The sequence below is a fragment of the Streptomyces sp. GL_148 genome (assembly GCF_057834205.1).
On sequence record NZ_CM174396.1, the window covers coordinates 6,491,798 to 6,514,981 of the forward strand.

At 72.2% G+C, this 23,184-nt stretch carries 17 protein-coding genes; 14 read left to right on the plus strand and 3 right to left on the minus strand.

Features of this window, described 5'->3' with window-relative positions; translation table 11 throughout:
- Positions 1-8 precede the first annotated feature (8 nt).
- From AC3IYI_RS29715 to AC3IYI_RS29765, 11 genes are all read left to right on the plus strand, one after another.
- On the plus strand, positions 9-1,109 hold the full coding sequence (locus AC3IYI_RS29715) for a phosphomevalonate kinase (protein ID WP_489406560.1): 1,101 nt from the start codon (positions 9-11) through the stop codon (positions 1,107-1,109).
- Positions 1,106-2,221, plus strand: coding sequence for a type 2 isopentenyl-diphosphate Delta-isomerase (gene fni / locus AC3IYI_RS29720; RefSeq protein WP_489406561.1), 1,116 nt, complete (start codon positions 1,106-1,108; stop codon positions 2,219-2,221). The genes AC3IYI_RS29715 and fni overlap by 4 nt, the downstream gene beginning before the upstream one ends.
- A gap of 65 nt (positions 2,222-2,286) precedes the next feature.
- Positions 2,287-3,279: a hydroxymethylglutaryl-CoA reductase gene (locus AC3IYI_RS29725; protein WP_489406562.1), complete on the plus strand. Its 993-nt coding sequence runs from the start codon at positions 2,287-2,289 to the stop codon at positions 3,277-3,279.
- Positions 3,280-3,281: 2 nt separating this feature from the next.
- Positions 3,282-4,457: a hydroxymethylglutaryl-CoA synthase gene (locus AC3IYI_RS29730; RefSeq protein ID WP_489406563.1), complete on the plus strand. Its 1,176-nt coding sequence runs from the start codon at positions 3,282-3,284 to the stop codon at positions 4,455-4,457.
- Positions 4,458-4,579: 122 nt separating this feature from the next.
- A complete protein-coding gene (locus tag AC3IYI_RS29735; protein ID WP_489406564.1) occupies positions 4,580-5,869 on the plus strand; it encodes a DUF4192 domain-containing protein in 1,290 nt (429 codons plus the stop codon).
- A gap of 425 nt (positions 5,870-6,294) precedes the next feature.
- The gene (locus tag AC3IYI_RS29740) at positions 6,295-8,229 is read left to right on the plus strand and encodes a glycogen debranching N-terminal domain-containing protein (protein ID WP_489411727.1); all 1,935 of its coding nucleotides are present in this window, start codon (positions 6,295-6,297) and stop codon (positions 8,227-8,229) included.
- Between the two features lie 117 nt (positions 8,230-8,346).
- Positions 8,347-9,093, plus strand: coding sequence for an NUDIX hydrolase (locus AC3IYI_RS29745; protein ID WP_489406565.1), 747 nt, complete (start codon positions 8,347-8,349; stop codon positions 9,091-9,093).
- A 194-nt stretch (positions 9,094-9,287) separates the two neighbouring features.
- Positions 9,288-11,084 (plus strand): ATP-binding cassette domain-containing protein, encoded by a 1,797-nt coding sequence (locus tag AC3IYI_RS29750; protein WP_489406566.1) that lies wholly within the window; start codon positions 9,288-9,290, stop codon positions 11,082-11,084.
- A gap of 225 nt (positions 11,085-11,309) precedes the next feature.
- The gene (locus AC3IYI_RS29755) at positions 11,310-12,176 is read left to right on the plus strand and encodes a FadR/GntR family transcriptional regulator (RefSeq protein ID WP_489411728.1); all 867 of its coding nucleotides are present in this window, start codon (positions 11,310-11,312) and stop codon (positions 12,174-12,176) included.
- Between the two features lie 483 nt (positions 12,177-12,659).
- Entirely contained in the window at positions 12,660-14,264 is a 1,605-nt protein-coding gene (locus tag AC3IYI_RS29760) for an RNA polymerase sigma factor (RefSeq protein WP_489406567.1), read from the plus strand.
- Positions 14,265-14,394: 130 nt separating this feature from the next.
- Positions 14,395-15,375 carry a S1 family peptidase gene (locus AC3IYI_RS29765; protein WP_489406568.1) on the plus strand — a complete coding sequence of 327 codons (981 nt, stop codon included), beginning with the start codon at positions 14,395-14,397 and terminating at the stop codon, positions 15,373-15,375.
- A gap of 107 nt (positions 15,376-15,482) precedes the next feature.
- Here AC3IYI_RS29765 and AC3IYI_RS29770 read toward each other — a convergent pair whose 3' ends face one another.
- Positions 15,483-15,719, minus strand: coding sequence for a DUF7455 domain-containing protein (locus AC3IYI_RS29770; RefSeq protein ID WP_112449103.1), 237 nt, complete (start codon positions 15,717-15,719; stop codon positions 15,483-15,485).
- 446 nt (positions 15,720-16,165) lie between these two features.
- Here AC3IYI_RS29770 and AC3IYI_RS29775 point away from each other — a divergent pair, with 446 nt between their 5' ends.
- The 3 genes from AC3IYI_RS29775 (at position 16,166) to AC3IYI_RS29785 (ending at position 20,589) form a co-directional block, all read left to right on the plus strand.
- Positions 16,166-18,286, plus strand: a complete 2,121-nt coding sequence (locus AC3IYI_RS29775; RefSeq protein WP_489406569.1) for a DNA gyrase/topoisomerase IV subunit B — start codon at positions 16,166-16,168, stop codon at positions 18,284-18,286.
- A gap of 177 nt (positions 18,287-18,463) precedes the next feature.
- Positions 18,464-19,000 carry a DUF485 domain-containing protein gene (locus AC3IYI_RS29780; RefSeq protein ID WP_489406570.1) on the plus strand — a complete coding sequence of 179 codons (537 nt, stop codon included), beginning with the start codon at positions 18,464-18,466 and terminating at the stop codon, positions 18,998-19,000.
- Positions 18,997-20,589: a solute symporter family protein gene (locus tag AC3IYI_RS29785; protein WP_489406571.1), complete on the plus strand. Its 1,593-nt coding sequence runs from the start codon at positions 18,997-18,999 to the stop codon at positions 20,587-20,589. The genes AC3IYI_RS29780 and AC3IYI_RS29785 overlap by 4 nt, the downstream gene beginning before the upstream one ends.
- Before the next feature lie 48 nt (positions 20,590-20,637).
- Here the strand turns inward: AC3IYI_RS29785 and AC3IYI_RS29790 are convergent, their stop codons facing one another.
- A complete protein-coding gene (locus AC3IYI_RS29790) occupies positions 20,638-21,330 on the minus strand; it encodes a DUF7342 family protein (RefSeq protein ID WP_489411729.1) in 693 nt (230 codons plus the stop codon).
- A 47-nt stretch (positions 21,331-21,377) separates the two neighbouring features.
- Positions 21,378-23,000: an ATP-binding protein gene (locus tag AC3IYI_RS29795; protein WP_489406572.1), complete on the minus strand. Its 1,623-nt coding sequence runs from the start codon at positions 22,998-23,000 to the stop codon at positions 21,378-21,380.
- Positions 23,001-23,184: the final 184 nt, after the last annotated feature.

Genomic DNA, 23,184 nt, shown 5'->3' on the forward strand with positions numbered 1-23,184 from the left:
CGAGAACCGTGAGCCGGCGAGCGCCGGGCAAACTGTTCATCGTCGGCGAGTACGCGGTGGTGCAGCCGGGCCACCCGGCGATCCTGGCAGCGGTCGACCGACAGGTCGACGTCACGGTGTCGGCATCCCACGGCGCCGACGTCGTGATCGATTCCGACCTCTGCCCGGAACAGGCGCGACTGCGGCGCGGTGACGGCGTCCTCGCCGCACTCGGCGAGGACGACGAACAGCGGGTGCGGGACGGTCTCACCCACGTGGTGTCGGCGATCGAAGTGGTCGACGCACTGGTGGCCGGGCAGGGGCTGTCCGCACCCCCCGTCCACGTTTCGATCAGCAGTCGCCTGCACCACGAGGGAACCAAACTCGGCCTGGGATCGAGCGGCGCGGTGACGGTCGCCACGGTGTCCGCCGTAGCCGCGTACTACGGCTTGGAGCTGTCGCACGACGAGCGGTTCCGGCTGGCGATGCTCGCGTCGGTGCGGCTCGACGCCGGATCCTCCGGCGGCGATCTCGCCGCGAGCGTCTGGGGCGGTTGGATCGAATACCACGCGCCCGACCGGGTCGCCGTGCTCGACATGATGCGGCGCCGGGGGATCGAGGAGTCGATCCGCGCGCCGTGGCCGGGGTTCGGGGTGCGACGGCTGCCGGCGCCCCAGGGCGTGACGCTCGAGGTGGGCTGGACCGGCCGACCCGCCAGCACCACCGCCCTGGTCGGCAGCCTCGGCAAGCGCGCCTGGCAGGGCAGTACGTCGCAGCGGACCTTCGTGGAGCGCAGCGACGCCTGTGTGCGCGCCTCGGCCGGCGCACTCGAACGGGGTGACGGCCCCGAGTTGCTGCGGCAGGTCCGGGGCGCCCGCCGGATGCTCGCCGAACTGGACGACGAGGTCCGGCTCGGCATCTTCACCACCACACTGACCGCGCTGTGCGACGCGGCCGAGGCCGTCGGAGGCGCGGGGAAGCCCTCGGGCGCCGGGGGCGGCGACTGCGGCATCGCGCTGCTGGACGCCACGGCGGACGAGCAGATCTCGCACCTGCGCAAGGGATGGGCCGCCGCAGGGGTGCTCCCCGTGCCGATCCGCCTCCAGCCGACGAAAGGGAGCGCAGCATGATCGCTGAACGCAAGGACGACCACGTGCGGTTCGCCGCCGAGCAGCAACGCCACCTGGGCGGATACAACCAGTTCGACGAGGTGTCCTTCGTCCACCACGCCCTGGCCGGCATCGACCGGTCCGATGCCTCGCTGGTAACGCGGTTTGGCGGCATGGAGTGGAAGGTGCCGCTGTACATCAACGCGATGACCGGCGGCAGCGTGCGGACGGGCGCCATCAACCGGGATCTGGCGATCGCCGCCCGTGAGACCGGCGTGCCGATCGCGACGGGCTCCATGAGCGCGTACTTCGCCGACGAGGCCGTCGCCGACACCTTCAGCGTGCTGCGCCGCGAGAACCCGGACGGGTTCGTCATGGCGAACATCAACGCCAACGCCTCCGTCGAGAAGGCACGACGGGCCGTGGACCTGTTGCGGGCGGACGCCCTGCAGATCCACCTCAACGTCATCCAGGAAACGGTCATGCCGGAGGGCGACCGGTCGTTCTCCTCCTGGGGACCGCAGATCGAGAAGATCGCGGACGCCCTCGGAGCCGACGTACCGGTCATCGTGAAGGAAGTCGGCTTCGGGCTGAGCCGCGAAACCGTAGCGGCGCTGCGGGACATGGGCGTGCGCGTCGCCGATGTCGCCGGCCGCGGCGGCACCGACTTCGCGCGCATCGAGAACGACCGGCGCAAGCACGCCGACTACGCCTACCTCGACGGCTGGGGCCAGTCCGCTCCCGCCTGCCTGCTGGACTCCCAGAACGCCGCCATCCCGGTACTGGCCTCCGGCGGGGTCCGCAACCCACTCGACGTGGTGCGCGGACTGGCGCTCGGCGCTGCCGCCGTAGGCGTGTCCGGAGGGTTCCTCCGGACCGTTCTCGACGGCGGCCCGTCCGCCTTGATCACCCAGATCACCACGTGGCTCGATCAGGTGGAAGCCCTGATGACCGCTCTGGGCGCGCGCACCCCGTCCGATCTGAGCCGGTGCGACGTGCTCGTCCACGGCGACCTGCGCGCGTTCTGCGCCGACCGGGGAATCGACACCCACGAGCTGGCCACACGCTCCCGCTCCCGCTCCCACTCCCGCTCCTACGACACCGCTCACGAGACGATTGGAGGCACCCGATGAACGACACGCACGCGGTAGCCGGCGTTCCCATGAAATGGGTAGGACCCCTGAGGATTTCGGGGAACGTGGCGACCACCGAGACTCAAGTGCCGCTCGCCACCTACGAGTCGCCCCTGTGGCCCTCCGTCGGCCGGGGAGCGAAGATCTCCATGCTGGTCGAGCAGGGAATCGTCGCCACTCTCATCGACGAGCGGATGACGCGCTCGGTGCTGGTCACGGCCGAAGACGCGCAGACCGCGTACCTGGCGGCGCTCGAAGTCGACGCGCGGTTCGACGAGCTGCGCGCGGTCGTGCGCACCTGCGGCCGGTTCGTCGAACTGATCGGTTTCCGCCACGAGATCGTGGCCAACCTGCTGTTCCTCCGGTTCGAGTTCAGCACCGGCGACGCCTCCGGCCACAACATGGCGACGCTGGCCGCGGATGCGCTCCTGACGCACATCCTGGGTGCCATTCCGGGGATCTCGTACGGCTCGATCTCCGCGAACTACTGCACCGACAAGAAGGCCACCGCGATCAACGGCATTCTCGGCCGCGGCAAGAACGTCGTCACCGAGCTGCTCGTACCGCGCGAGATCGTCCGTGACGTGCTGCACACCTCGGCCGCCGCGATAGCCGAGCTGAACGTGCGCAAGAACCTGATCGGCACCCTGCTCGCCGGTGGAATCCGCTCGGCGAACGCCCATTACGCGAACATGCTGCTCGGGTTCTATCTGGCGACGGGCCAGGACGCGGCCAACATCGTCGAAGGCTCACAGGGCGTGACCGTGGCCGAGGACCGGGACGGCGACCTGTACTTCTCCTGCACCCTGCCGAACCTGATCGTCGGAACGGTCGGCAACGGAAAGGGACTCGGCTTCGTCGAGGACAACCTGGCGCGCCTGGGCTGCCGCGAGGAGCGCGAGCCCGGCGAGAACGCACGGCGGCTCGCGGTCATGGTGGCTTCGACCGTGCTGTGCGGCGAGCTCTCCCTCATGGCGGCGCAGACCAATCCGGGCGAACTCATGCGGGCGCACGTCGCATTGGAACGCAAGAACACGACCACGAAGATCGGACGGTAGAGATGCCCAGGGACCTCGCGGTCGGAATCCACGACCTTTCCTTCGCCACGGGCCAGTTCGCCCTGACGCACGAGACATTGGCCGCTCACAACGGTACCGAGCTGGGCAAGTACCACGTGGGCATCGGCCAGCGGTCGATGAGCGTGCCCGCCACCGATGAGGACATCGTGACGATGGCCGCGGCCGCCGCCGCCCCCATCCTCGCCCGGCACGGCGCCGACCGGATCCGGACCGTCATCTTCGCCACGGAGTCGTCCGTCGATCAGGCGAAGGCGGCCGGCATCCACGTCCACTCGCTCCTGGCCATGCCCTCCGCCACCAGGGTCGTCGAGCTCAAGCAGGCCTGCTACGGCGGGACCGCGGCCCTGCAGTTCGCCATCGGCCTCGTCCATCGCGATCCCACGCAGCAGGTCCTCGTGATCGCCAGCGACGTCTCGAAGTACGAGCTGGACCAGCCGGGCGAGGCCACCCAGGGGGCCGCGGCGGTGGCCATGCTGATCAGTGCGGATCCCGCTCTGGTGCGCATCGAGGAACCGTCGGGGGTGTTCACCGCCGACATCATGGACTTCTGGCGGCCGAACTACCTCACCACCGCTCTGGTCGACGGGAAGGAGTCCGTCTCCGCGTACCTGCAGGCGGCGGACGGTGCGTGGAAGGACTACGCCGAGCAAGGCGGCCGTCCACTCGGCGAGTTCGCCGCGTTCTGCTATCACCAGCCGTTCACGAAGATGGCCTACAAGGCGCACCGGCACCTGCTCGAGACCTGCGGACAGGAAGTCGACGAGGACGAAGTCGTCCGTGCCGTCGGGCAGACGACGACCTACAACGAGGCCGTCGGGAACAGCTACACCGCATCCGTGTACCTCGGACTGGCCGCGTTGCTCGACAACGCCGACGATCTGACCGGCCAGGCCATCGGCCTGCTCAGCTACGGGTCCGGCAGCGTCGCCGAGTTCTTCGCCGGCATCCCCGTCCCGGGCTACCGGTCGCACCTGCGATCCGAGCAGCATCGCGAGGCGATCGCCCGGCGCCAGGACATCGGCTACGCCGACTACCGGGAACGCCACGAGCAGGCCTTTCCCGTCGACGGCGGCGACTACCCGGCGCCGAGGGAAACGACCGGTCCGTACCGGCTGTCCGGGCTGTTCGAGCACAAGCGGGTCTACGAGGTGCGGTAAGAAGTGCGGCTAGAGGCGGGGTAAGTCGCATCGTCCTCGTGTGCCGACGGCGCCCCATGGCGCCGTCGGCACGGTTATCCACAGGGGTTTCCGGATTCGGTCGGACACGGGACCTTCGGAACATGACGAACAATCACGAAGCAGCACGCACCCCGTCCGACCCCTCGTCCACCAGCCCGTCCGCAGGCGTGGACGCATCCCGGATCACCCTGCGCAGTCCGGCCGAACTGGCCGACGCGCTGCCCTACATGCTCGGCTTCCACCCGAGCGACTCCCTCGTCATGGTCGCGGTCCACGGGGAGGCCGGCCGCTTCGGCGGCCGGCTCCGGGTGGGCATCCCCGCCGACCCTGAGGAATGGGAGGACACCGCCCGGCAAGTCGCCGACTGTCTGATCCGCGGCAGTGTGCGGCGCGGAGCCAGGCCCGACGGCATCATCGTCTTCCTCTGCCAGGACCCGGACCGCGGCGACAGCGCGCAGCGGGTGATGACCAGGCTGCGCCCGCTCGCCCAGCGGATCCGGCTGGCCTGCGGGGCCCTGGACGTCCCCGTACTGGAGGCCCTGTGCCTCTCCGCCGGGCGGTACTGGTCCTACTGCTGCCCGGACGAGCGGTGCTGCCCCGCCGAGGGCAGTGCGCTGGCCGCGCCCGGCACCTCGGTGATGGCCGCCGCGGCCACCTTCGCCGGGCTCCAGGTACGCGGCTCCCTCCGGGAGATCGAGCACCGGCTGACACCGCTGCGCGGGACGGTGGCCGACGAGATGGAGGGCGCCCTGGACCGGGCGGCCGTCGCGCTGGTGCCGAAGATCCTCGACGGGGCCACACGGGAGGAGGTGGGGGCCGAGACCGTCCTGCTCGCCCGCGCGCTGATCCAGCGCATGACCCTCGCCCCGCCGGCCGAAGGCGGCACCGGCTCCGATGCCCGGGATGACGCGCTGCTGGGCCACGACGAAGCCGCCTCGTTGATCCTCGGGCTCCAGGACCGCGAGATCCGCGATATCGCCGCCGAGTGGATGGAGGGCGAGGAGGCGGCACCCGCCCTGCGGTTGTGGCGGGCCCTGGCCCGGCGCTGCGTCGGGGCCTACGGGGAGCACGCGGCGGCTCCCCTCACCCTGGCGGGCTGGGTCTCCTGGTCCACCGGGGACGAGCCGACGGCCAGGATCGCCCTGGGACTGGCCCTGCGGGCGGACGACGGGTACCGCTTCGCGCAGCTGCTCCACCACGCCTGCAACGAGGGGATCGACCCGGAGGGGCTGCGGGAGTGCCTGCGGGAGGAGCGCCGACGACGGGAGCCGCGCCGCGGGCGCCTGACCGCAGGACCCCGCCGGGCGGGCGCCGTCACCAGGCCGCCCGGCCGCCCGGGCAGGACGAGCAGCCGTCGCGAGTCCGGCAGCACCGCGGGGAGCGAGCAGTGAGGCGCGGACGGGGCCGGGACGGGGGCAGCGACATGGGTCGGGTCTGGGGCCGGGGTCGGGGCGGTGACTGGGGCAGCGACATGGGTCAGGGTCGGGTCCGGGGCCGGGACGGAAGCGGCTGTGCGGGCCGGGGGCGTGGCCGGGGCGAGGGCTGTGGGTCCGTGCTCCGGGGGTGGCTGCGGGAAGGGGCGCGAGAGGTCCTGCGGCGACGGCCCCCGCGAAGGGCGGTGCTCCGCCGGGCGCAGCCCCCACCGGGGCCCGTGACCCGGGCGGGGGCCGGGGCGTTGCGCTGGGGGGTGGTGGGGACCCGGCCGCGCCGCCGCCCAGCCGATCCACCCGGAGCGCAGACAAGGCGACCCATGTCTCACCCCGTACCCCCCGCCCGCGTACCCCCCGCCCGCGTAGCCACATCCAGCAGGGCCGACCTGCCGCCCGTGCACGGTGCCGTCATCTGCGTCGCCGCGCCGTGCCTGGTCATCTCGCCCGAGCACGGCCAGCTCACCGGGCGGGGGGCCGACGGGATCTACCGCGCCGGGCTCCGGCTGCTGTCCCGCTGCGTGCTGCGCGTCGGCGGCCGGGACCCGGTCGCGGTCCAGGCCCGCAGTCTCGGCGCCGACCGGGCCTCCTTCACCGCGACCGTGCGGACCGGAGCGGAGCCCGGGCCCGATCCCGACGTCGGAGTCGAGCGGATCCGGCACGCCGACGGCACCGAGCGGATCACCCTGCGCAGCTTCACCGGACGGTCCCTGCGGATCCCGGTGGAGGTCTCGCTCGGCACCGACCTGGCGGAGCTGGCCGAGGTGGCCGCCGGCCGGGCCGGGCCGGAGCTGCCCGCCGGGGTGCACGCCGCCGGGCTGCGCTGGGCCAACAGCGAGGCCCAGGCCGTCACCGCGGCGGAGCCGCCGCCCGACGACGCGCTGGCCTCGGCCGGGCTGCTGCGCTGGCAGCTCGAACTGCGCCCCGGCGAATCCCGCACCATCGAGCTGCGTACCACCCGGGACCGAGGGGCGCGCGCCCCCGCAGGACAGGTGGCCAATCCGCTGTCCACCGAGGCCCGCGCGGAGGGGGACGACCCGCGGGCCGAGGCGTGGCTGCGCACGAGCGTGCAGGACCTGGGCGGGCTGCTGCTCAGGGACCCGAAGGAACCGGCCGACAGCTATGCGGCGGCCGGAGTGCCGTGGCGGCTCGGACTGGCCCCGGCGGAGTCCCTGTGGGCCGCCCGCATGGCACTCCCGCTCGGCACCGGACTGGCCGCCGCGACCCTGCGCGTCCTGGCCCGGACCCAGACCGGGGGGCGGGGCGCCGATGCGGGGAAGATCCCGGGACCGCTCCGCGGGGCCGGTCCCCAGCTGCCCCCGGGATGCACCGGGACCGAGGCGACGCTCGCCTTCCCCGCGGTCCTCGCCGAAGCCCGGCGCTGGGGGATGCCCGAGGCGGAGGTGGCCCAGCTGCTCCCCGCCGCCGAGCGGTGCCTGGAGTGGATCCGGGGCGCCTTCGGGGAGGACGGCTTCCTGGCCGATCCCGATCCGGGACCCCGGCGCTGTGAAACCCAGGCCCACGCCCATCGCGCCGCGCTCCTCGGGGCCGACCTGCTCGCCGGGTGCGGTCGGGCCGGAGCCGAGGAGTGGCGGGACCGGGCCGCCGAGCTGCGGGAGCGGTTCGCAGCCCGGTTCTGGGTCGACGGCCCCGATGGCGGCCGGCCCGCGGCGGCCCTGCATCCCGACGGGCGGCCCCTGCCCCGGCTGACGGGGGCCGCCGCCCACCTGCTGGACACCGGGCTGCTCGGGGGCGGCCGGCTCGCGCGGGGGCTGCTCGACCGGGTCCGTACCGAGCAGCTGGCCCGGCTGCTCGGAGCCCCCGCCATGGATTCGGGTTGGGGGCTGCGGAGCATGGCGGTCCGCGAGCCGGGGCACAACCCGTTCGGGTACCGCTCGGGCGCGGTACGGCCGTACGAGAGCGCGGTCGCCGTGGCGGGCCTGGCCCAGGCGGGCTTCGAGAAGGAGGCCACGGGGCTGCTGCGGGGCCTGCTGGACGCGGCGGAGGGCTTCGGGTACCGCCTCCCGGAGATGTACGCCGTCGAGCAGCGCACGGTGGGCAGCGCTCCGCTTCCGCATCCGGCGGCCTGCCGGCCCGCGGCGGTAGCGGCTGCCGCGGGGATCCACGTACTGACAGCCCTGGCCGGGATCCGCCCGGACGCCCCCGCCGGCACGGTCGCCCTCGTACCCCTCCCCGGCGCTCCGCTCGGCGGGCTCCGCCTCTCAGGACTGCGGGTTTCGGGGGAGCCCTTCGCCGTCCGGATCAGCCGGCTGGGCCTGGGCATGGTGGAGGAGGCCGCCGATGCGCTGCAACTGGGCGGGTAGGGGACGTCCTGCCGATCGGGCCGGATCGGGCCGCGGCTTCCGCTTCCGCGGACGGTTCCGTGGTCCGAAGATCTCCAAAGCTCTGTTTATCGTCAGGCAGACGACTATGATCGCGGCATGTCGCCCTACGACCCGTCGGCCTTTCCGCCCTTCGCCGTCACCGTCGACCTGGTCGTGCTCACCGTGCGGCGCCATGCGCTCTGCGCGTTGGTCATCCGACGGGGTGAGCAGCCGTTCCAGGGACGCTGGGCGCTGCCCGGCGGCTTCGTGCGCGGGGACGAGGACCTCTCGGCGGCCGCGGCCCGCGAGCTGTCCGAGGAGACCGGCCTCTGCGCCCACGACCCGACGGCTCCGGACGTGGGCAACGGGGCGCATCTCGAGCAGCTGGCGACCTACGGTGATCCCAAGCGGGATCCGCGCATGCGCGTGGTCAGCGTGGCGCACCTGGTGCTGGCTCCGGACCTGCCCGCGCCCCGGGCCGGCGGCGATGCCAACAGCGCCCGCTGGGCCCCCGTCGACGAGCTCCTGTCCACGGACGGCCAGAGCGGCGCCGGACTCGCCTTCGACCACGAGCAGATCCTCGCCGACGGGGTCGAGCGGGCCCGCTCGAAGATCGAGTACTCCTCGCTGGCCACCGCCTTCTGCCCGCCCGAGTTCACCGTCGGCGAGCTGCGCCGGGTCTACGAAGCGGTCTGGGGAGTCGCCCTCGACCCGCGCAACTTCCACCGCAAGGTCACCGGCACCCCCGGGTTCCTGGTGCCGGCCGGGGGGACGACGACACGTCAGGGCGGCCGTCCCGCCCAGCTGTTCCGGGCCGGCGGAGCAACACTGCTCAATCCTCCGATGCTGCGCCCGGAAGTCTGAAACCCAGGCGCCCCGCCCCCACCCCGGGGCGCCACCCGAGCCGGTATCCGAGCTCGCGCCCCCGGGGGCAACAGCCTCGGCGCCGACACGGGCGCGATTCGGGGCGGGCTACGCCTTAAATCGGATATATCGCGTTATCTTGTTGGCGGTAATCACCCTGCCGCAGAGCGGTCTCACCCCCCGCGAGAGAAGCGATGCTCCAGGCCATCGGACTCACCAGCGCCCCCCGTCGAAACCTCCCTCCCCTTGTGGACGACCTCACCTTCGAGGCTCGCCCCGGAAGCGTGACCGCACTGCTCGGCGAGCCCGGCTCGGGCAAGACCACCGCGCTGCGACTCATGCTCGAACTCGAACCGGGCCGCGGAGTCACCTACTTCCGCGGGCGCCCCCTGCACCGGATCCCGCATCCGGGCCGCGAGGTCGGCGTGCTCCTCGGCGATTTCCCCGGCAACCCCTCGCGCACCGTGCGCGGCCAGCTGCGGATGCTCTGCGCCGCCGCGGGCGTGCCGGCCGCGCGGGCCGACGCCATGCTGGAGGTCGTCGGCGTCGCGGGACTGCGCGACCAGCGGCTCGGTTCGCTCTCGCTCGGCATGGAGCGCAGGGTCGCCCTGGCCGCCGCCCTGCTCGCCGACCCCTGCACACTCCTCCTCGACGAGCCCGCCGCCGGGCTCTCGCCCCGCGAACGGAGCTGGCTGCACGGCCTGCTGCGCGGCCACGCCTCCCTCGGCGGCGCGGTGCTCTTCACCACCGACGACGCGAAGGAGGCCGCCCGCAGCGCGGACCGGGTCGTGAGCATCGAGGCGGGCCGGCTCGTCGCCGACCAGGACGCCACCGAGTTCGCCCGGACCCGGCTCCGGCCGCGGGTCGCCGTGCGCACCCCGCACGCCGCCCGGCTGGCCGACGTACTGGGCCGGGAAGCTCGGGCGGCCCAGCGCACGGTGGAGATCGTGGAGGAGAGCGGCAGCCGGCTGTCCGTCTACGGCAGCAACTGCGCCGAGGTCGGCGAGGCCGCCTTCCGGCACGGCGTGCTGGTCCACCAACTCGCCGACGAGACCGGTGACGCGGGAGCGCCGCCGTCGCTGCCGCGCGCCCGGGACCGCGCCGGATCCGAGGCCCGGGCCGCGGCCGCGGACGGAACGCCGGCCGCGCCCGGCGCGGGCGTCGCGGAGCGGCCCCGCCCCGCCCGCACGGGGCTGCCCGCCTCGGCCGTCCGTCGGCTCGGCGGCCCGCTGCGGCCACTGCGCTACGAGCTGCACCGGCTCTTCGGCACCGCCACCCCCGTACTCACCGCCGCCCTCGTCGTCGCCGTCTCCCTCGTCACGGCGCTGGTCCTGGCCCGGGTCGGCCACACCCCGCAGAACCGGTTGTTGGCCGCCTGGCCGGAGTTGCTCCCGCTGCCGCCCGCGGCGCTCGGCGCCGGGCTGCTCGGAGCCCTGGCCTTCGGCGAGGAGTACCGCTATCCCGCGCTCGCCGCCGACCGCGGCACCGTCCCGCGCCGGCTCGGGCTGCTCACGGCGAAGCTCGGCGTCAGCGCCGCCATGGCGCTGCTGCTCGGCGCCCTCGCCGTGACCGCCGACGCCGCCGCCCTGACACTGGTGTTCGGCAGCGGGCCGCTTCGTACGCCCGCGGAGTGGGTCTCCCCGGCCGCGAGTTGGGCGGGACTGCTCATCGGCTGCGCCTGGTCCGGAGTCCTGGCCTCCGGCGTCTTCCGGTCCGCCTCCGCCGGCCTGGCCGCGGTGCTCGCCGTACCGGTGATGGTCGTACCGCTGGTGCGCAAGGCCCTGGACGGCCCGTCCGCGTACCCGGTGACCGGGCTCGCGGAGCGGCTGCGCGGCCTGGCCTGGGCGCAGTGGCCGCCGGAGGCGGACCGGGTGATCCTCGGGGCGATCCGGGTGATGGCCCAACCAGTCGGCACCGCCCTGGTGTTGTCGCTGATGGTCCTGTTGTGCGCCTATGGGTTCACAGGACTGCGCGGCCGCGTCCGTTTGTGAGGGATCGTTGGTGATCGTTCCGGCGCCGGTCCGGACCCAACGGGACCGTTGTGGTCCACATCAAGTCCGACGGACCGCAACTCCCCGCGAAAGGCCCGGTTCTTTACGATAAGTCGTCAATTGCGTAGGTGGCACCGATCACCCTTTCGTGTGCTTTTCACCAAAGACCTCAAGGGTCGCGGAGACAAGGCCGACAAAGGATTCGTGAGTACCCTTGCGCACACCATGATGACCGCCGCCCGCCATGCCGATTCCGGCCTCGCCGGCGCGGGCGAACTCGACCGCTACCCCTACCCGGAGGCCTCGGGGGCCGACCGGGTGGGAGTGCCCCACTGGGACGGATCCGACGTCGAGCTCAGCCGGGTCGGCCGCCGTGCCGCGGGCAGCCGCGGCCGCGGACTGCACGGCCAACTCGTTCAGCAGCTCGGCCAGATGATCGTCTCCGGCGACCTCGGAGCGGACCGCCCGCTGGTCCCCGAGGAGATCGGGCAGCGTTTCGAGGTCTCCCGTACCGTCGTCCGCGAATCGCTGCGGGTCCTCGAGGCCAAGGGCCTCGTCAGCGCCCGCCCCAACGTCGGCACCCGGGTCCGCCCGGTCGCCGACTGGAACCTGCTCGACCCCGACATCATCGAGTGGCGCGCCTACGGCCCGCAGCGCGACGACCAGCGCCGTGAGCTGGGCGAGCTCCGCTGGACGATCGAGCCGCTCGCCGCCCGCCTCGCCGCCGGCCACGGCCGCCCGGAGATCCAGCAGCGCCTCGCCGACATGGTCGAGATCATGGGACACGCCCTCGGCCAGGGTGACTCGATCACCTTCGCGCGTGCGGACAACGAGTTCCACGCCCTGCTCATCCAGGTCGCGGCCAACCGCATGCTGGAGCACCTCTCCGGCATCGTCTCCGCCGCCCTGCAGGTGTCCGGCAGTCCCGTCACCTCCTGCGACCGTCCCAGCGAGGCCTGCGTCGCGCACCACGCGCGCATGGTCGAGGCCCTCGCCGCCGGTGACGCGCTGGGCGCGGAGAACGCCATGCGCCAGCTCCTGACGGTGCATCCGGAGGTCGAGCGCGTGGTTCCCGCCCCGCGCGAGCACTGACGGGCCGCAGCGCGCGGGCGAGGGCGTGGACGTGCCGATGGGCCGCCGGTCCCGAGTGGCACCCCCGGACCCGGTCCGGGGAGGGTTCGGCGGCAGCGGAGTCCGGCTCCCCGTCCGGGTCCTGAGCGCCCCGGCCGGTTCCCGGCTCCGGTCCGCGGCTCCCGGGACTCCGCTTGCGGGGAGTCGTCCGGCCCGCGAAACGGGGCGTGTTCGGACACACCAGACGTGCACAAATAACGGTATGACCGTCATGGCATCAAACGGGGTGTGACTCGGGCCACGAAGATTGGGCGTAACGCTCTGCGAGGTCACGCGATGACCTAAGAGGTGATGGCCGACGGAGGGAAGACAGCAGCCCTTGCGGGTGCTGTGCAGCTCCCCGGCCCCTGCCCGCGCCCCCGGCCCATCCCCAGTCGGTGGTCGTCGGCTCCGGTCCAGCACCACCAGGCCGGGGTCGGAAGCCGTTTCCATCGTTCCGAGAGGTTGTTCGTGTCGGCCAGCACATCCCGTACGCTCCCGCCGGAGATCGCCGATTCCGAGTCTGTGATGGCGCTCATCGAGCGGGGCAAGGCCGAGGGGCAGATCGCCGGCGATGACGTGCGTCGGGCCTTCGAGGCTGACCAGATTCCTGCGACCCAGTGGAAGAATGTTCTGCGCAGCCTCAACCAGATCCTCGAGGAAGAGGGTGTGACGCTGATGGTCAGTGCCGCGGAGTCGCCCAAGCGCACCACCCGCAAGAGCGTCGCAGCGAAGAGCCCCGTCAAGCGGACTGCCACCGAGCCCGTCGCCAAGAAGGCGGCGGCCAAGACGGCGGCCGCGCCCGCCGCGGCCGTACCGGACGTGGCGGCCGGGGCGGCGCAGCCGGACCCCGTCGAAGCCGACGCCGACGCCCTCGCGGAGGGGACCGCGACCGAGCCCGCCGCGAAGAAGACCGCGGCGAAGAAGACGGCGGCGAAGAAGGCGGCGCCCGCCAAGAAGGCCACGGCCAAGAAGACGGCGGCGAAGAAGACCGCCGCCAAGAAGGACGCCGACGCAGCGGGCGACGAAGAGACCACGGAAGAGGGTTCCGGGGCCGCCAAGGCCGAGTCCGAGGACGAGGAGGAAGGCGCCGAGAGCAAGGGCTTCGTCATCTCGGACGACGAGGACGACGCCCCGGCCCAGCAGGTCGCCGTGGCCGGCGCCACCGCCGACCCCGTCAAGGACTACCTCAAGCAGATCGGCAAGGTTCCCCTCCTCAACGCCGAGCAGGAGGTCGAGCTCGCCAAGCGCATCGAGGCCGGACTCTTCGGCGAGGACAAGCTCGCCAACTCCGACAAGCTGGCGCCCAAGCTCAAGCGCGAGCTGGAGATCATCGCCGAGGACGGCCGCCGGGCCAAGAACCACCTGCTGGAGGCCAACCTCCGCCTCGTGGTCTCCCTCGCCAAGCGCTACACCGGCCGCGGCATGCTCTTCCTGGACCTGATCCAGGAGGGCAACCTGGGTCTGATCCGCGCCGTGGAGAAGTTCGACTACACCAAGGGCTACAAGTTCTCCACGTACGCCACCTGGTGGATCCGGCAGGCGATCACCCGGGCCATGGCCGACCAGGCCCGCACCATCCGCATCCCGGTGCACATGGTCGAGGTCATCAACAAGCTGGCCCGTGTCCAGCGCCAGATGCTCCAGGACCTGGGCCGCGAGCCCACCCCGGAGGAGCTGGCCAAGGAACTCGACATGACCCCCGAGAAGGTCATCGAGGTCCAGAAGTACGGCCGCGAGCCGATCTCCCTGCACACCCCGCTGGGCGAGGACGGCGACAGCGAGTTCGGAGACCTCATCGAGGACTCCGAAGCGGTCGTACCGGCCGATGCCGTGAGCTTCACCCTCCTGCAGGAGCAGCTGCACTCGGTGCTCGACACGCTGAGCGAGCGCGAGGCGGGCGTGGTCTCGATGCGCTTCGGCCTCACGGACGGCCAGCCCAAGACGCTCGATGAGATCGGCAAGGTCTACGGGGTCACCCGTGAGCGCATCCGCCAGATCGAGTCGAAGACCATGTCCAAGCTCCGTCACCCGTCCCGGTCCCAGGTGCTGCGCGACTACCTCGACTGAGCCGGACCGGTCCGGACCGGGCGCGGCGAGGGGTTCGCCGCAGGTCGTCGCCGGTGGCCGCGCGGGTGCGCACGGCCACCGGGCGTCCCACTCTGAGTGGAGTCATGCACACTCGGAGTCAGGAGGCCTCATGCGTCGTCCCTTTGCCCGTGTCCTGGCGGGAGCGCTGACCCTGGCCGCGGGAGCGGCGGCGGCGCCGCTCTCCCAGGCGCCGCGAGCGGCCGCGGACAGCGTGGTGATCGGCGGAAGGCCGGTGAAGGCCGCCGAAGCCCCGTGGGTCGTTGCCCTCGCCAGCCGTGACCGGTTCGGGGGTACGCGCGGCGGCCAGTTCTGCGGGGGCGTCCTCGTCGCCCCGACCAAGGTGGTGACCGCGGCCCACTGCCTGGGGCGTCAGGTGCTGGGAGGCCCGGTCGACTCCGTCCGCGATTTCCGGGTGATCACCGGGCGTACGGAGCTGCGCGCGAGCGAGGGGCGGGAGATCGCGGTGCGTTCCGCCCGGGTGAACCCGGCCTACGACCCGGGCAGCAATGCCGGCGACCTGGCAGTCCTGGAGCTGGTCGAAGCCGTGGCCGCGCAGAACGTGCTGCCGATGGCCGGCCTCGGGAACCCGGCGTACGAGGCCGGAAACGAGGCCGCCGTATACGGCTGGGGCGACACGAGCGGCTTCGGCGACTACGCCTACGGGCTGCGGGCCGCCGGGGTGACGGTGCTGGCGGACGAAGTGTGCGGGCGGGCCTACCCGGGAGACGCCGACGGTCAGTACCGGGCCGACTCCATGGTGTGCGCGGGGGACCGCGCGGGCGGCAAGGACGCCTGCCAGGGGGACAGCGGCGGTCCCCTGGTGGCCCAGGGCCGGCTGATCGGGCTGGTGTCCTGGGGGCGCGGCTGCGGGCGAGCCGACAGCCCGGGGGTGTACACGCGGATCGCACCGCTGATCGGCTTCGTCGCCGACTCCGCGAGCGGCCCGGAGACGGCCCGGGGGGACCTGGGCCGTCCTAGTGCCCGAGGAGTCCTGGGGATGGACGTACGCCCCGCTCAGGGGCCCGGGAGGGGCCTCGCGGCCGGGGACCGGCCCCACGCCGAAGCGCTGAACCCCGTCCGGACGGGGTGAAGCTCGTCCGGACATGAGGGCGGGCGGGGCCTCTGGGTCGCAGAGGCACCGCCCGTCGACCGGCTTCGCCGGTCCTGGCTCGTCGGATGCGAGGTGTAGGCCTTGTGTCAGCGGTCCTCGGGTTCGGCGGCACTGGCCGCCGGAGCGGACGTAAGCCGCTCGGTCTCATCCTGTATTTCCGCGGCGATCTTCTTGAGTTCCGGCTCGAACTTGCGACCGTGGTGGGCGCAGAAGAGCAGTTCACCGCCGCTCAGCAGGACGACGCGCAGATATGCCTGGGCGCCGCAACGGTCGCATCGGTCAGCGGCCGTCAGCGGGGTCGCGGGTGTCAGAACAGTAGTCACGTCGCCTCTTCTCTAGCTCGACGAGCTGTCGTACCAGGGTCAACATCCAACCAGGCCGAAAACGTTCCCGCTCTCGGCTTTTCCTCGAAACTTCCTTCCGAAGCTGGCCGGCCGTTGCCGGTTGGCGGCGAAGGAGCCGTATTGCGTTGCTTTACGGTTTCGCGTTGTCAGGTCGTTCGCTTGTCGCGGTTCTGCCCTCTCCGGCTGAGTGCCGGTTGTTGATGAGGACGTGCCCGAACACTAAATGGTTCATGCGCGGAAGGGAACGTGATGTTTGCTTCACCCCCACGGGGGATCGAACATGCGTGCGGACCTGCACTAGGCTGACGAAGGGGCTGGGGTGGCGTTGCATCGGCTCTACCAGGCCTCGGTACCCTTCCAGCGGCAACCGAGCCACCACTGCGCCCGACCGGGCCAGAAAAAGAATTCAGCGAGGAGCGAACTGCGTGACCGCCGACACGTCCGTGCCTTCCAGCGCACTGCTGACCGGAGCAGACCGGGACGGCTCCAACTACACCGCGCGGCACCTGCTCGTCCTCGAAGGCCTCGAGGCCGTCCGCAAGCGCCCCGGCATGTATATCGGCTCCACCGACAGCCGAGGCCTCATGCACTGCCTCTGGGAGATCATCGACAATTCCGTCGATGAGGCCCTGGGCGGGTACTGCGACCACATCGAGGTGATCCTCCACGAGGACTCCTCCGTGGAGGTCCGCGACAACGGCCGCGGCATCCCCGTGGACGTCGAGCCCAAGACCGGCCTCTCCGGCGTCGAGGTCGTCATGACCAAGCTGCACGCCGGCGGCAAGTTCGGCGGCGGGTCGTACGCGGCCTCCGGCGGCCTGCACGGCGTCGGCGCCTCCGTGGTCAACGCGCTCTCGGCGCGTCTGGACGTGGAGGTCGACCGGGGCAGCGCGACGCAGGCCATCAGCTTCCGCCGCGGCGTCCCCGGCATGTTCACCGAGCAGGGCCCCGACAGCCCCTTCGACCCCGCCAACGGTCTGCGCAGGGGCAAGCGGATCGCCAAGGGCAAGACGGGCACCCGGATCCGCTACTGGGCCGACCGGCAGATCTTCCTCAAGGACGCCAAGCTCACGCTGGAGACGCTCTACCAGCGGGCCCGCCAGACGGCCTTCCTCGTGCCCGGCCTGACCATCGTGGTCCGCGACGAGCGGGCCCTGGAAGGGGCCGGCAAGACCGAGGAGACCTTCCGCTTCGACGGGGGCATCAGCGAGTTCTGCGAGTACCTCGCCCAGGACAAGGCGGCCTGCGACGTCCTGCGCCTGACCGGCACCGGCATCTTCAAGGAGACCGTCCCGGTCCTCGACGATCGCGGCCACATGACCCCCACGGAGGTCACCCGTGAGCTCGGCGTGGACATCGCCCTGCGCTGGGGCACGGGGTACGAGACGAACGTGAAGTCGTTCGTGAACATCATCGCCACCCCCAAGGGCGGCACCCACATCTCCGGCTTCGAGCGCTCGGTCACCAAGACCGTGAACGAGGTGCTGCGCTCCGCGAAGCTGCTGCGGGTCGCCGAGGACGACGTGGTCAAGGACGACGCGATGGAGGGCATGACGGCGGTCGTCACCGTCCGCCTCGCCGAGCCGCAGTTCGAGGGCCAGACCAAGGAGGTGCTCGGCACGTCGGCGGCCACCCGGATCGTCGCGGCCGTCGTCGCCAAGGAGCTCAAGGCCTTCCTGACCTCCACCAAGCGGGACGACAAGCAGCAGGCCCGCTCCGTGATGGAGAAGATCGTCGCGGCCGCCCGGACCCGGATCGCGGCCCGCCAGCACAAGGAGGCGCAGCGCCGCAAGACCGCGCTGGAGACCTCCTCGCTGCCCGCCAAGCTGGCCGACTGCCGCAGCGACGACGTGGAGCGCAGCGAGCTCTTCATCGTCGAGGGAGACTCGGCGCTCGGTACGGCCAAGCTCGCCCGGAACTCCGAGTTCCAGGCGCTGCTGCCCATCCGGGGCAAGATCCTCAACGTCCAGAAGTCCTCGGTCTCGGACATGCTCAAGAACGCCGAGTGCGGGGCGATCATCCAGGTCATAGGAGCCGGCTCGGGCCGGACCTTCGACATCGACGCCGCCCGGTACGGGAAGATCGTCCTGCTCGTGGACGCCGATGTGGACGGCGCGCACATCCGCTGCCTGCTGCTCACGCTCTTCCAGCGCTACATGCGCCCGATGGTCGAGGCGGGCCGGGTCTTCGCCGCGGTGCCGCCGCTGCACCGGATCGAGCTCGTCCAGCCGAAGAAGGGCCAGGACAAGTACGTCTACACGTACTCGGACAACGAGTTGCGCCAGACCCTGCTGGAGTACCAGCGCAAGAACATCCGGTACAAGGACTCGATCCAGCGCTACAAGGGCCTCGGCGAGATGGACGCCGACCAGCTGGCGGAGACCACGATGGACCCCCGGTTCCGCACCCTGCGCCGGATCAACATCGGCGACCTGGACTCGGCCGAGTCGGTCTTCGACCTGCTCATGGGCAACGAGGTGGCTCCGCGCAAGGAGTTCATCACCAGCTCCGCCGCCACCCTGGACCGCTCGCGGATCGACGCCTGAGCGGACCCGGAGCCACCGGGGGGACCTCCGGTGGCACTTCCGGGGCACTGGCACACCGGTGCTCTTCACTCCATCACCTGATGGAGTGAAGAGCACCGGTGTGCCAGTCCGGAAACAGTCCCTCCCGCACATCCTTGTGGGCACGCGGCCACTGCGGCGGCGGACAAGGAGAGTTCGGTGGACAAGCACGAAGGTCGTGATGCCGGAACGATCCGGCTGGACGACCCCTGGTACGACGCGCTGGCCGTCGGTTGGGGCGAGGGCGCCGGCGACGGAGCCCTCGGAGCGGCGGGCGGCGGAGCGGAAACGTCACCCCCGAACTCCGGCCCCGGCGGCGCCCCCGCGCGCGCAGCGTCCGACATCTACCTCGAAGTGCAGCGCAGCGCCGCCTTCCAGGAGGTGCGCGGCCGCTACCGGAGGTTCGTCGTCCCCGCGACCGCCGGCTTCTTCCTCTGGTACGTGGCCTACGTGATCGCCGCCACCACGGCGCCCGGCATGATGGCCCGGCCGGTGTTCGGGTCCGTCAACGTGGCCCTGCTCGCGGGCCTCGGCCAGTTCCTCAGCACCTTCCTGCTCACCTGGGCCTACGCCCGGCACGCCCGGCTGCGGCGCGACCGCGCGGCGCTGGACCTGCGCTGGACGGTCTTCGAGCAGGAGCAGGTCCGCCGGGCCGACGCCGGGGAGCGCAACCGCGCACGGGGGGCGGGCCGGTGACCACCGAGCACCAGACCCTGGCGCTGCTCCTGTTCAGCGTCTTCATCGCCGTCACCCTGGGCATCACCACCTGGGTGAGCCGTAACCGGCACGGTTCGGCAGAGGAGTTCTACGCGGGCGGGCGGCTGTTCTCGCCGATGGAGAACGGTTTCGCCATCGCCGGTGACTACATGTCCGCCGCCTCCTTCCTCGGCATCTCCGGCCTCATCGCCCTCTTCGGCTACGACGGCCTGCTGTATTCGGTGGGCTTCCTCGTCGCCTGGCTGGTCGTCCTGTTCCTCGTCGCCGAACTCGTCCGCAACTGCGGCCGGTTCACCCTCGCCGACGTGGTCGCCGCGCGGATGAGCGAGCGGCCGGTGCGGATCGCCGCCGGGACCTCCTCGGTGGTCGTCTCCGTGCTGTACCTCGTCGCGCAGATGGTCGGCGCCGGCAGCCTCGTGGGCCTGCTGCTCGCCGATTCGGGCCGGGCCGCACGGACGTTGACCGTCATCGGGGTCGGCGCGCTCATGGTGATCTACGTGTCCTTCGGCGGGATGCGGGCCACCACCTGGATCCAGATCGTCAAGGCCGTGCTGCTGATGGGCGGGGCGATCACCCTGACGGTGCTCGTGCTGCTGCGCTTCCACGGGAACTTCGACCAACTGCTCAGCAGCGCCGCCGAGCGCAGCGGGCACGGCGACCGGTTCCTGGGCCCCGGGCTCAAGTACGGCGGTGACTGGACGGCCCGCTTCGACTTCATGAGCCTCGGGCTCGCCCTGGTCCTGGGCACGGCCGGGCTGCCGCACATCCTGTCGCGCTTCTACACCGTGCCCACCGCGCGGGCGGCCCGCCGGTCGGTGGTGTGGGCGATCGGGCTGATCGGCGGCTTCTACCTGATGACCATCGTGCTGGGCTTCGGTGCGGCGGCGCTGCTCGGACCGGAGCAGGTCCGGGCCTCCAACGCCTCGGGGAACACGGCGGTTCCGCTGCTCGCGGCGTTCCTGGGCGGCGGGGCCGACTCGACCGGAGGCGCGGTGCTGTTCGCCTTCGTGGCGGCCATCGCCTTCGCGACCATCCTCGCGGTGGTGGCGGGAATCACCCTCGCTTCGTCGGCCTCCGTCGCGCACGACCTGTACGCCTCGCTCAAGCGCCGCCACGCCCGGCAGCGCAGCGAGGTGGCGGTGGCCAGGGTGGCGGCGGTCGGGATCGGGGCGGTGGCGATCGCGCTGGGGCTGCTCGCCCAAGAGCTGAACGTGGCCTTCCTCGTGGGTCTGGCCTTCGCGGTGGCGGCTTCGGCGAACCTGCCGGTGCTCCTGTACTCGCTGTTCTGGCGCGGGTTCACCACGCGGGGCGCCGTCTGGTCGGTGTACGGGGGGCTGCTCCCGGCCGTGCTGCTGGTGGCCCTGTCCCCGGTGGTCTCCGGTAGCCCCGAATCCCTGTTCCCGGGCGTGGACTTCCAGCTCTTCCCGCTCCAGAACCCGGGCATCGTGTCCATCCCGCTGGGCTTCCTGGCGGGCTGGCTGGGCACCGTGACCTCGGCGGAGGAGCCGGACGAGCGGGCGCACGCAGAGACCGAGGTCCGCGCGCTGACCGGGGCCGGGGCGGTGTAGGGCCGATGTGGCGGCGGGGGACCGGGACCGGCCGGCCGCCGGCCGGTGTCAGCCCGTGGTGGGCGGGCGCCAGGCGTAGCGGTGTTCCGGGCGGCCCGTTTCGCCGTAGCGCAGGGCGAGGGTGACGCGGCCGGTGCGGTCGAGGAGTTTGAGGTAGCGCTGGGCGGTCTGGCGGCTGATGCCCGCGCGGTCGGCGATCTGCTGGGTGGAGAGCGGGCCTTCGGCCGTGCGCAGGATCCCGCGGACCAGGTCGGCGGTGGTGGGGGAGTGTCCCTTGGGGAGGTCGCTCGGGGCGTCGGCGCCGGCCGCGGCGAGGGCGCCGAAGATCCGGTCCACCTCGTCCTGTTCGGCCTCGCCGCCCGTGTCCAGGGTGCGGCGCAGGGCGCCGTAGGCCTCGAGACGGGTGCGCAGGCCGGCGAAGGTGAAGGGCTTGACCAGGTACTGGAGGGCGCCGAGGCGCATCGCGGCCTGGACGGTGGCAAGGTCGCGGGCGGCCGTCACCATGATCACGTCGGTGCGGTGGCCGCGCTCGCGCAGGCGCCGGACCAGGTCGAGGCCGTTCTCGTCGGGGAGGTAGTGGTCGAGGAGGATCAGGTCCACCGGGCGTGAGTCGAGGAGGGCCAGTGCCTCCGCCGCCGAATGGGCCTGGGCCGACACGCGGAAGCCGGGAACCTTGGCCACGTAGGCCGCGTTGATCCGGGCAACACGCATGTCGTCGTCGACGACCAATACGTTGAAAATGCCGGATGAGTTCGATGAGCCGGATGCGCTGAGTGCGCTGAAATCGTTCATCGCAGGGCCTCCGGGAGTACGACGGAGAATTCCGCCCCTCCGTCCGCTGCCCCGCCGGCCCGGACCGTGCCGCCCTGCCGCTCGGCCAGGCGCCGCACCAGGGCGAGACCGAGCCCGCGTCCGCGGTGGGCACCGGCCTGGGGCTGTTTGGTCGACCAGCCCTCGGTGAAGATCTCCTCGCGGCGCGCCACCGGGACGCCGGGGCCGCTGTCGCGGACCAGCAGGACCGCCGTGCGGCCGTCCGCCCGGATGTCGACCTCGACCAGCGGTGCCGGCGAGCCGACCGCGGCGTCCAGCGCGTTGTCGACCAGGTTGCCGAGGATGGTGACCAGACCCCCCGGGTCGACGAGGCGGTCGGGCAGCAGGGCGGAATCCGCCAGCCGCAGGGGGACCCCGCGCTCCGCCGCGACCGTGGTCTTGCCCATCAGCAGGGCGGCGAGCAGCGGGTCGTGCACCTTCTCGGTGACCTGCTCGGCGGTGCTGCGGTGCACGCCGACCACCTCCGTGACGAACTCCACGGCCTCCTCGTGGAGGCCCAGTTCCAGCAGGCCGAGGAGGGTGTGGAGCCGGTTGGCGTGTTCGTGGTCCTGGGCGCGCAGGGCGTCGATCAGGCCCTTGGTGGCGTCGAGCTCGCGGCCCAGGTGCTCCAGCTCGGTGCGGTCGCGCAGGGTGGCCACGGCTCCGCCGTCCTCGGTGGGCATCCGGTTGGCGACCAGGACCCGGCTGCCCTGGACGGTGAGCAGGTCGCGGCCGGTGACCCGGCCGGTGAGGACGTCGGTGGTGCGGCCGGCGCCGAGTAGCTCGTCCAGCGCGCGCCCCGCGACGGCGCCGGCGGCCTCGGGTGCGAGGCCCAGCAGCCGGGCCGCCTCGTCGTTGACCAGCCGCACCCGGCCGGCCCGGTCGAGGGCGATCACGCCCTCGCGAATGGAGTGCAGCATCGCCTCGCGTTCGGCGAGCAGGCCCGCGATGTCGGAGAAGGCCAGGTCGCGGGTCTGCCGGTGGATCCTGCGCGAGAGCAGGTAGGCGGCCAGGGCGCCCGCGGCCAGGGCGCCGCCCGCGTACGCGAGCAGGCCCGGGATGGCGCCCAGCAGGCGGCCCTGGACGCTGTCGTAGGCGATGCCGACCGAGACGGCGCCGATGATCTCGCCGTCGGCGGCGAGCAGGGGGACCTTGCCGCGTGCGGAGCGGCCCAGGGTGCCCTCGTCGATCTCCATGACCTCGCGGCCGGCCAGGGCGTCGCCGGGGTCGGTGGAGACGGGCCGTCCGATGCGGTCGGGGCTCGGGTGCGAGCGGCGGATGCCGTCCAGGTCCAGGACCACCACGTACTCGGCGCCCGTGGCCGAGCGGATCCGCTCCGCGGAGGCCTGTACCGGGCTGTCCGGCGAGGGAGCCGAGCCGAGGAGGCCGGCGGCCAGGGCGGGGTCGGCGGCGGTGCTCTGGGCGATGGCCAGGGCGCGCCGCATGGCCTGGTCGTCGAGCTGCGCGCTCAGCGGGGCCAGGAAGAGGCCGGTGGCCAGGGCGAGGACCCCGGCGGCGATGGCCAGCTGGGTCAGCAGGATCTGGGAGGCGGCCCGTCGGGGGAGCCCGAGGCGCCGAGCCCTCATGTGGAGGAACCGCATCTAGGAACGGTAGGGCGATTCGGGCGTAAGTGGAATGTGGGTCTCTCACGCAAATGGCTTGCGTTATTTGCGCCCAGCTTGCGCAAGCGATGACGGCATGAAAGTGCGGTCGGAGATGTAGACGACTCGGCAAAGCTCTGCAACTCTCGCACCGCACCCTGCAAATTCCTATCTCCCATGGTTC

What these genes read in the sequence shown, in the direction of transcription:
- AC3IYI_RS29730 (WP_489406563.1), top strand. Translation starts at nt 3,282, where the DNA reads ATGCCCAGGGACCTCGCGGTCGGAATCCACGACCTTTCCTTCGCCACG.
- fni (WP_489406561.1), top strand. Translation starts at nt 1,106, where the DNA reads ATGATCGCTGAACGCAAGGACGACCACGTGCGGTTCGCCGCCGAGCAG.
- AC3IYI_RS29745 (WP_489406565.1), top strand. Translation starts at nt 8,347, where the DNA reads ATGTCGCCCTACGACCCGTCGGCCTTTCCGCCCTTCGCCGTCACCGTC.
- AC3IYI_RS29750 (WP_489406566.1), top strand. Translation starts at nt 9,288, where the DNA reads ATGCTCCAGGCCATCGGACTCACCAGCGCCCCCCGTCGAAACCTCCCT.
- AC3IYI_RS29795 (WP_489406572.1), bottom strand. Translation starts at nt 23,000, where the DNA reads ATGCGGTTCCTCCACATGAGGGCTCGGCGCCTCGGGCTCCCCCGACGG.
- AC3IYI_RS29735 (WP_489406564.1), top strand. Translation starts at nt 4,580, where the DNA reads ATGACGAACAATCACGAAGCAGCACGCACCCCGTCCGACCCCTCGTCC.
- AC3IYI_RS29755 (WP_489411728.1), top strand. Translation starts at nt 11,310, where the DNA reads ATGATGACCGCCGCCCGCCATGCCGATTCCGGCCTCGCCGGCGCGGGC.
- AC3IYI_RS29765 (WP_489406568.1), top strand. Translation starts at nt 14,395, where the DNA reads ATGCGTCGTCCCTTTGCCCGTGTCCTGGCGGGAGCGCTGACCCTGGCC.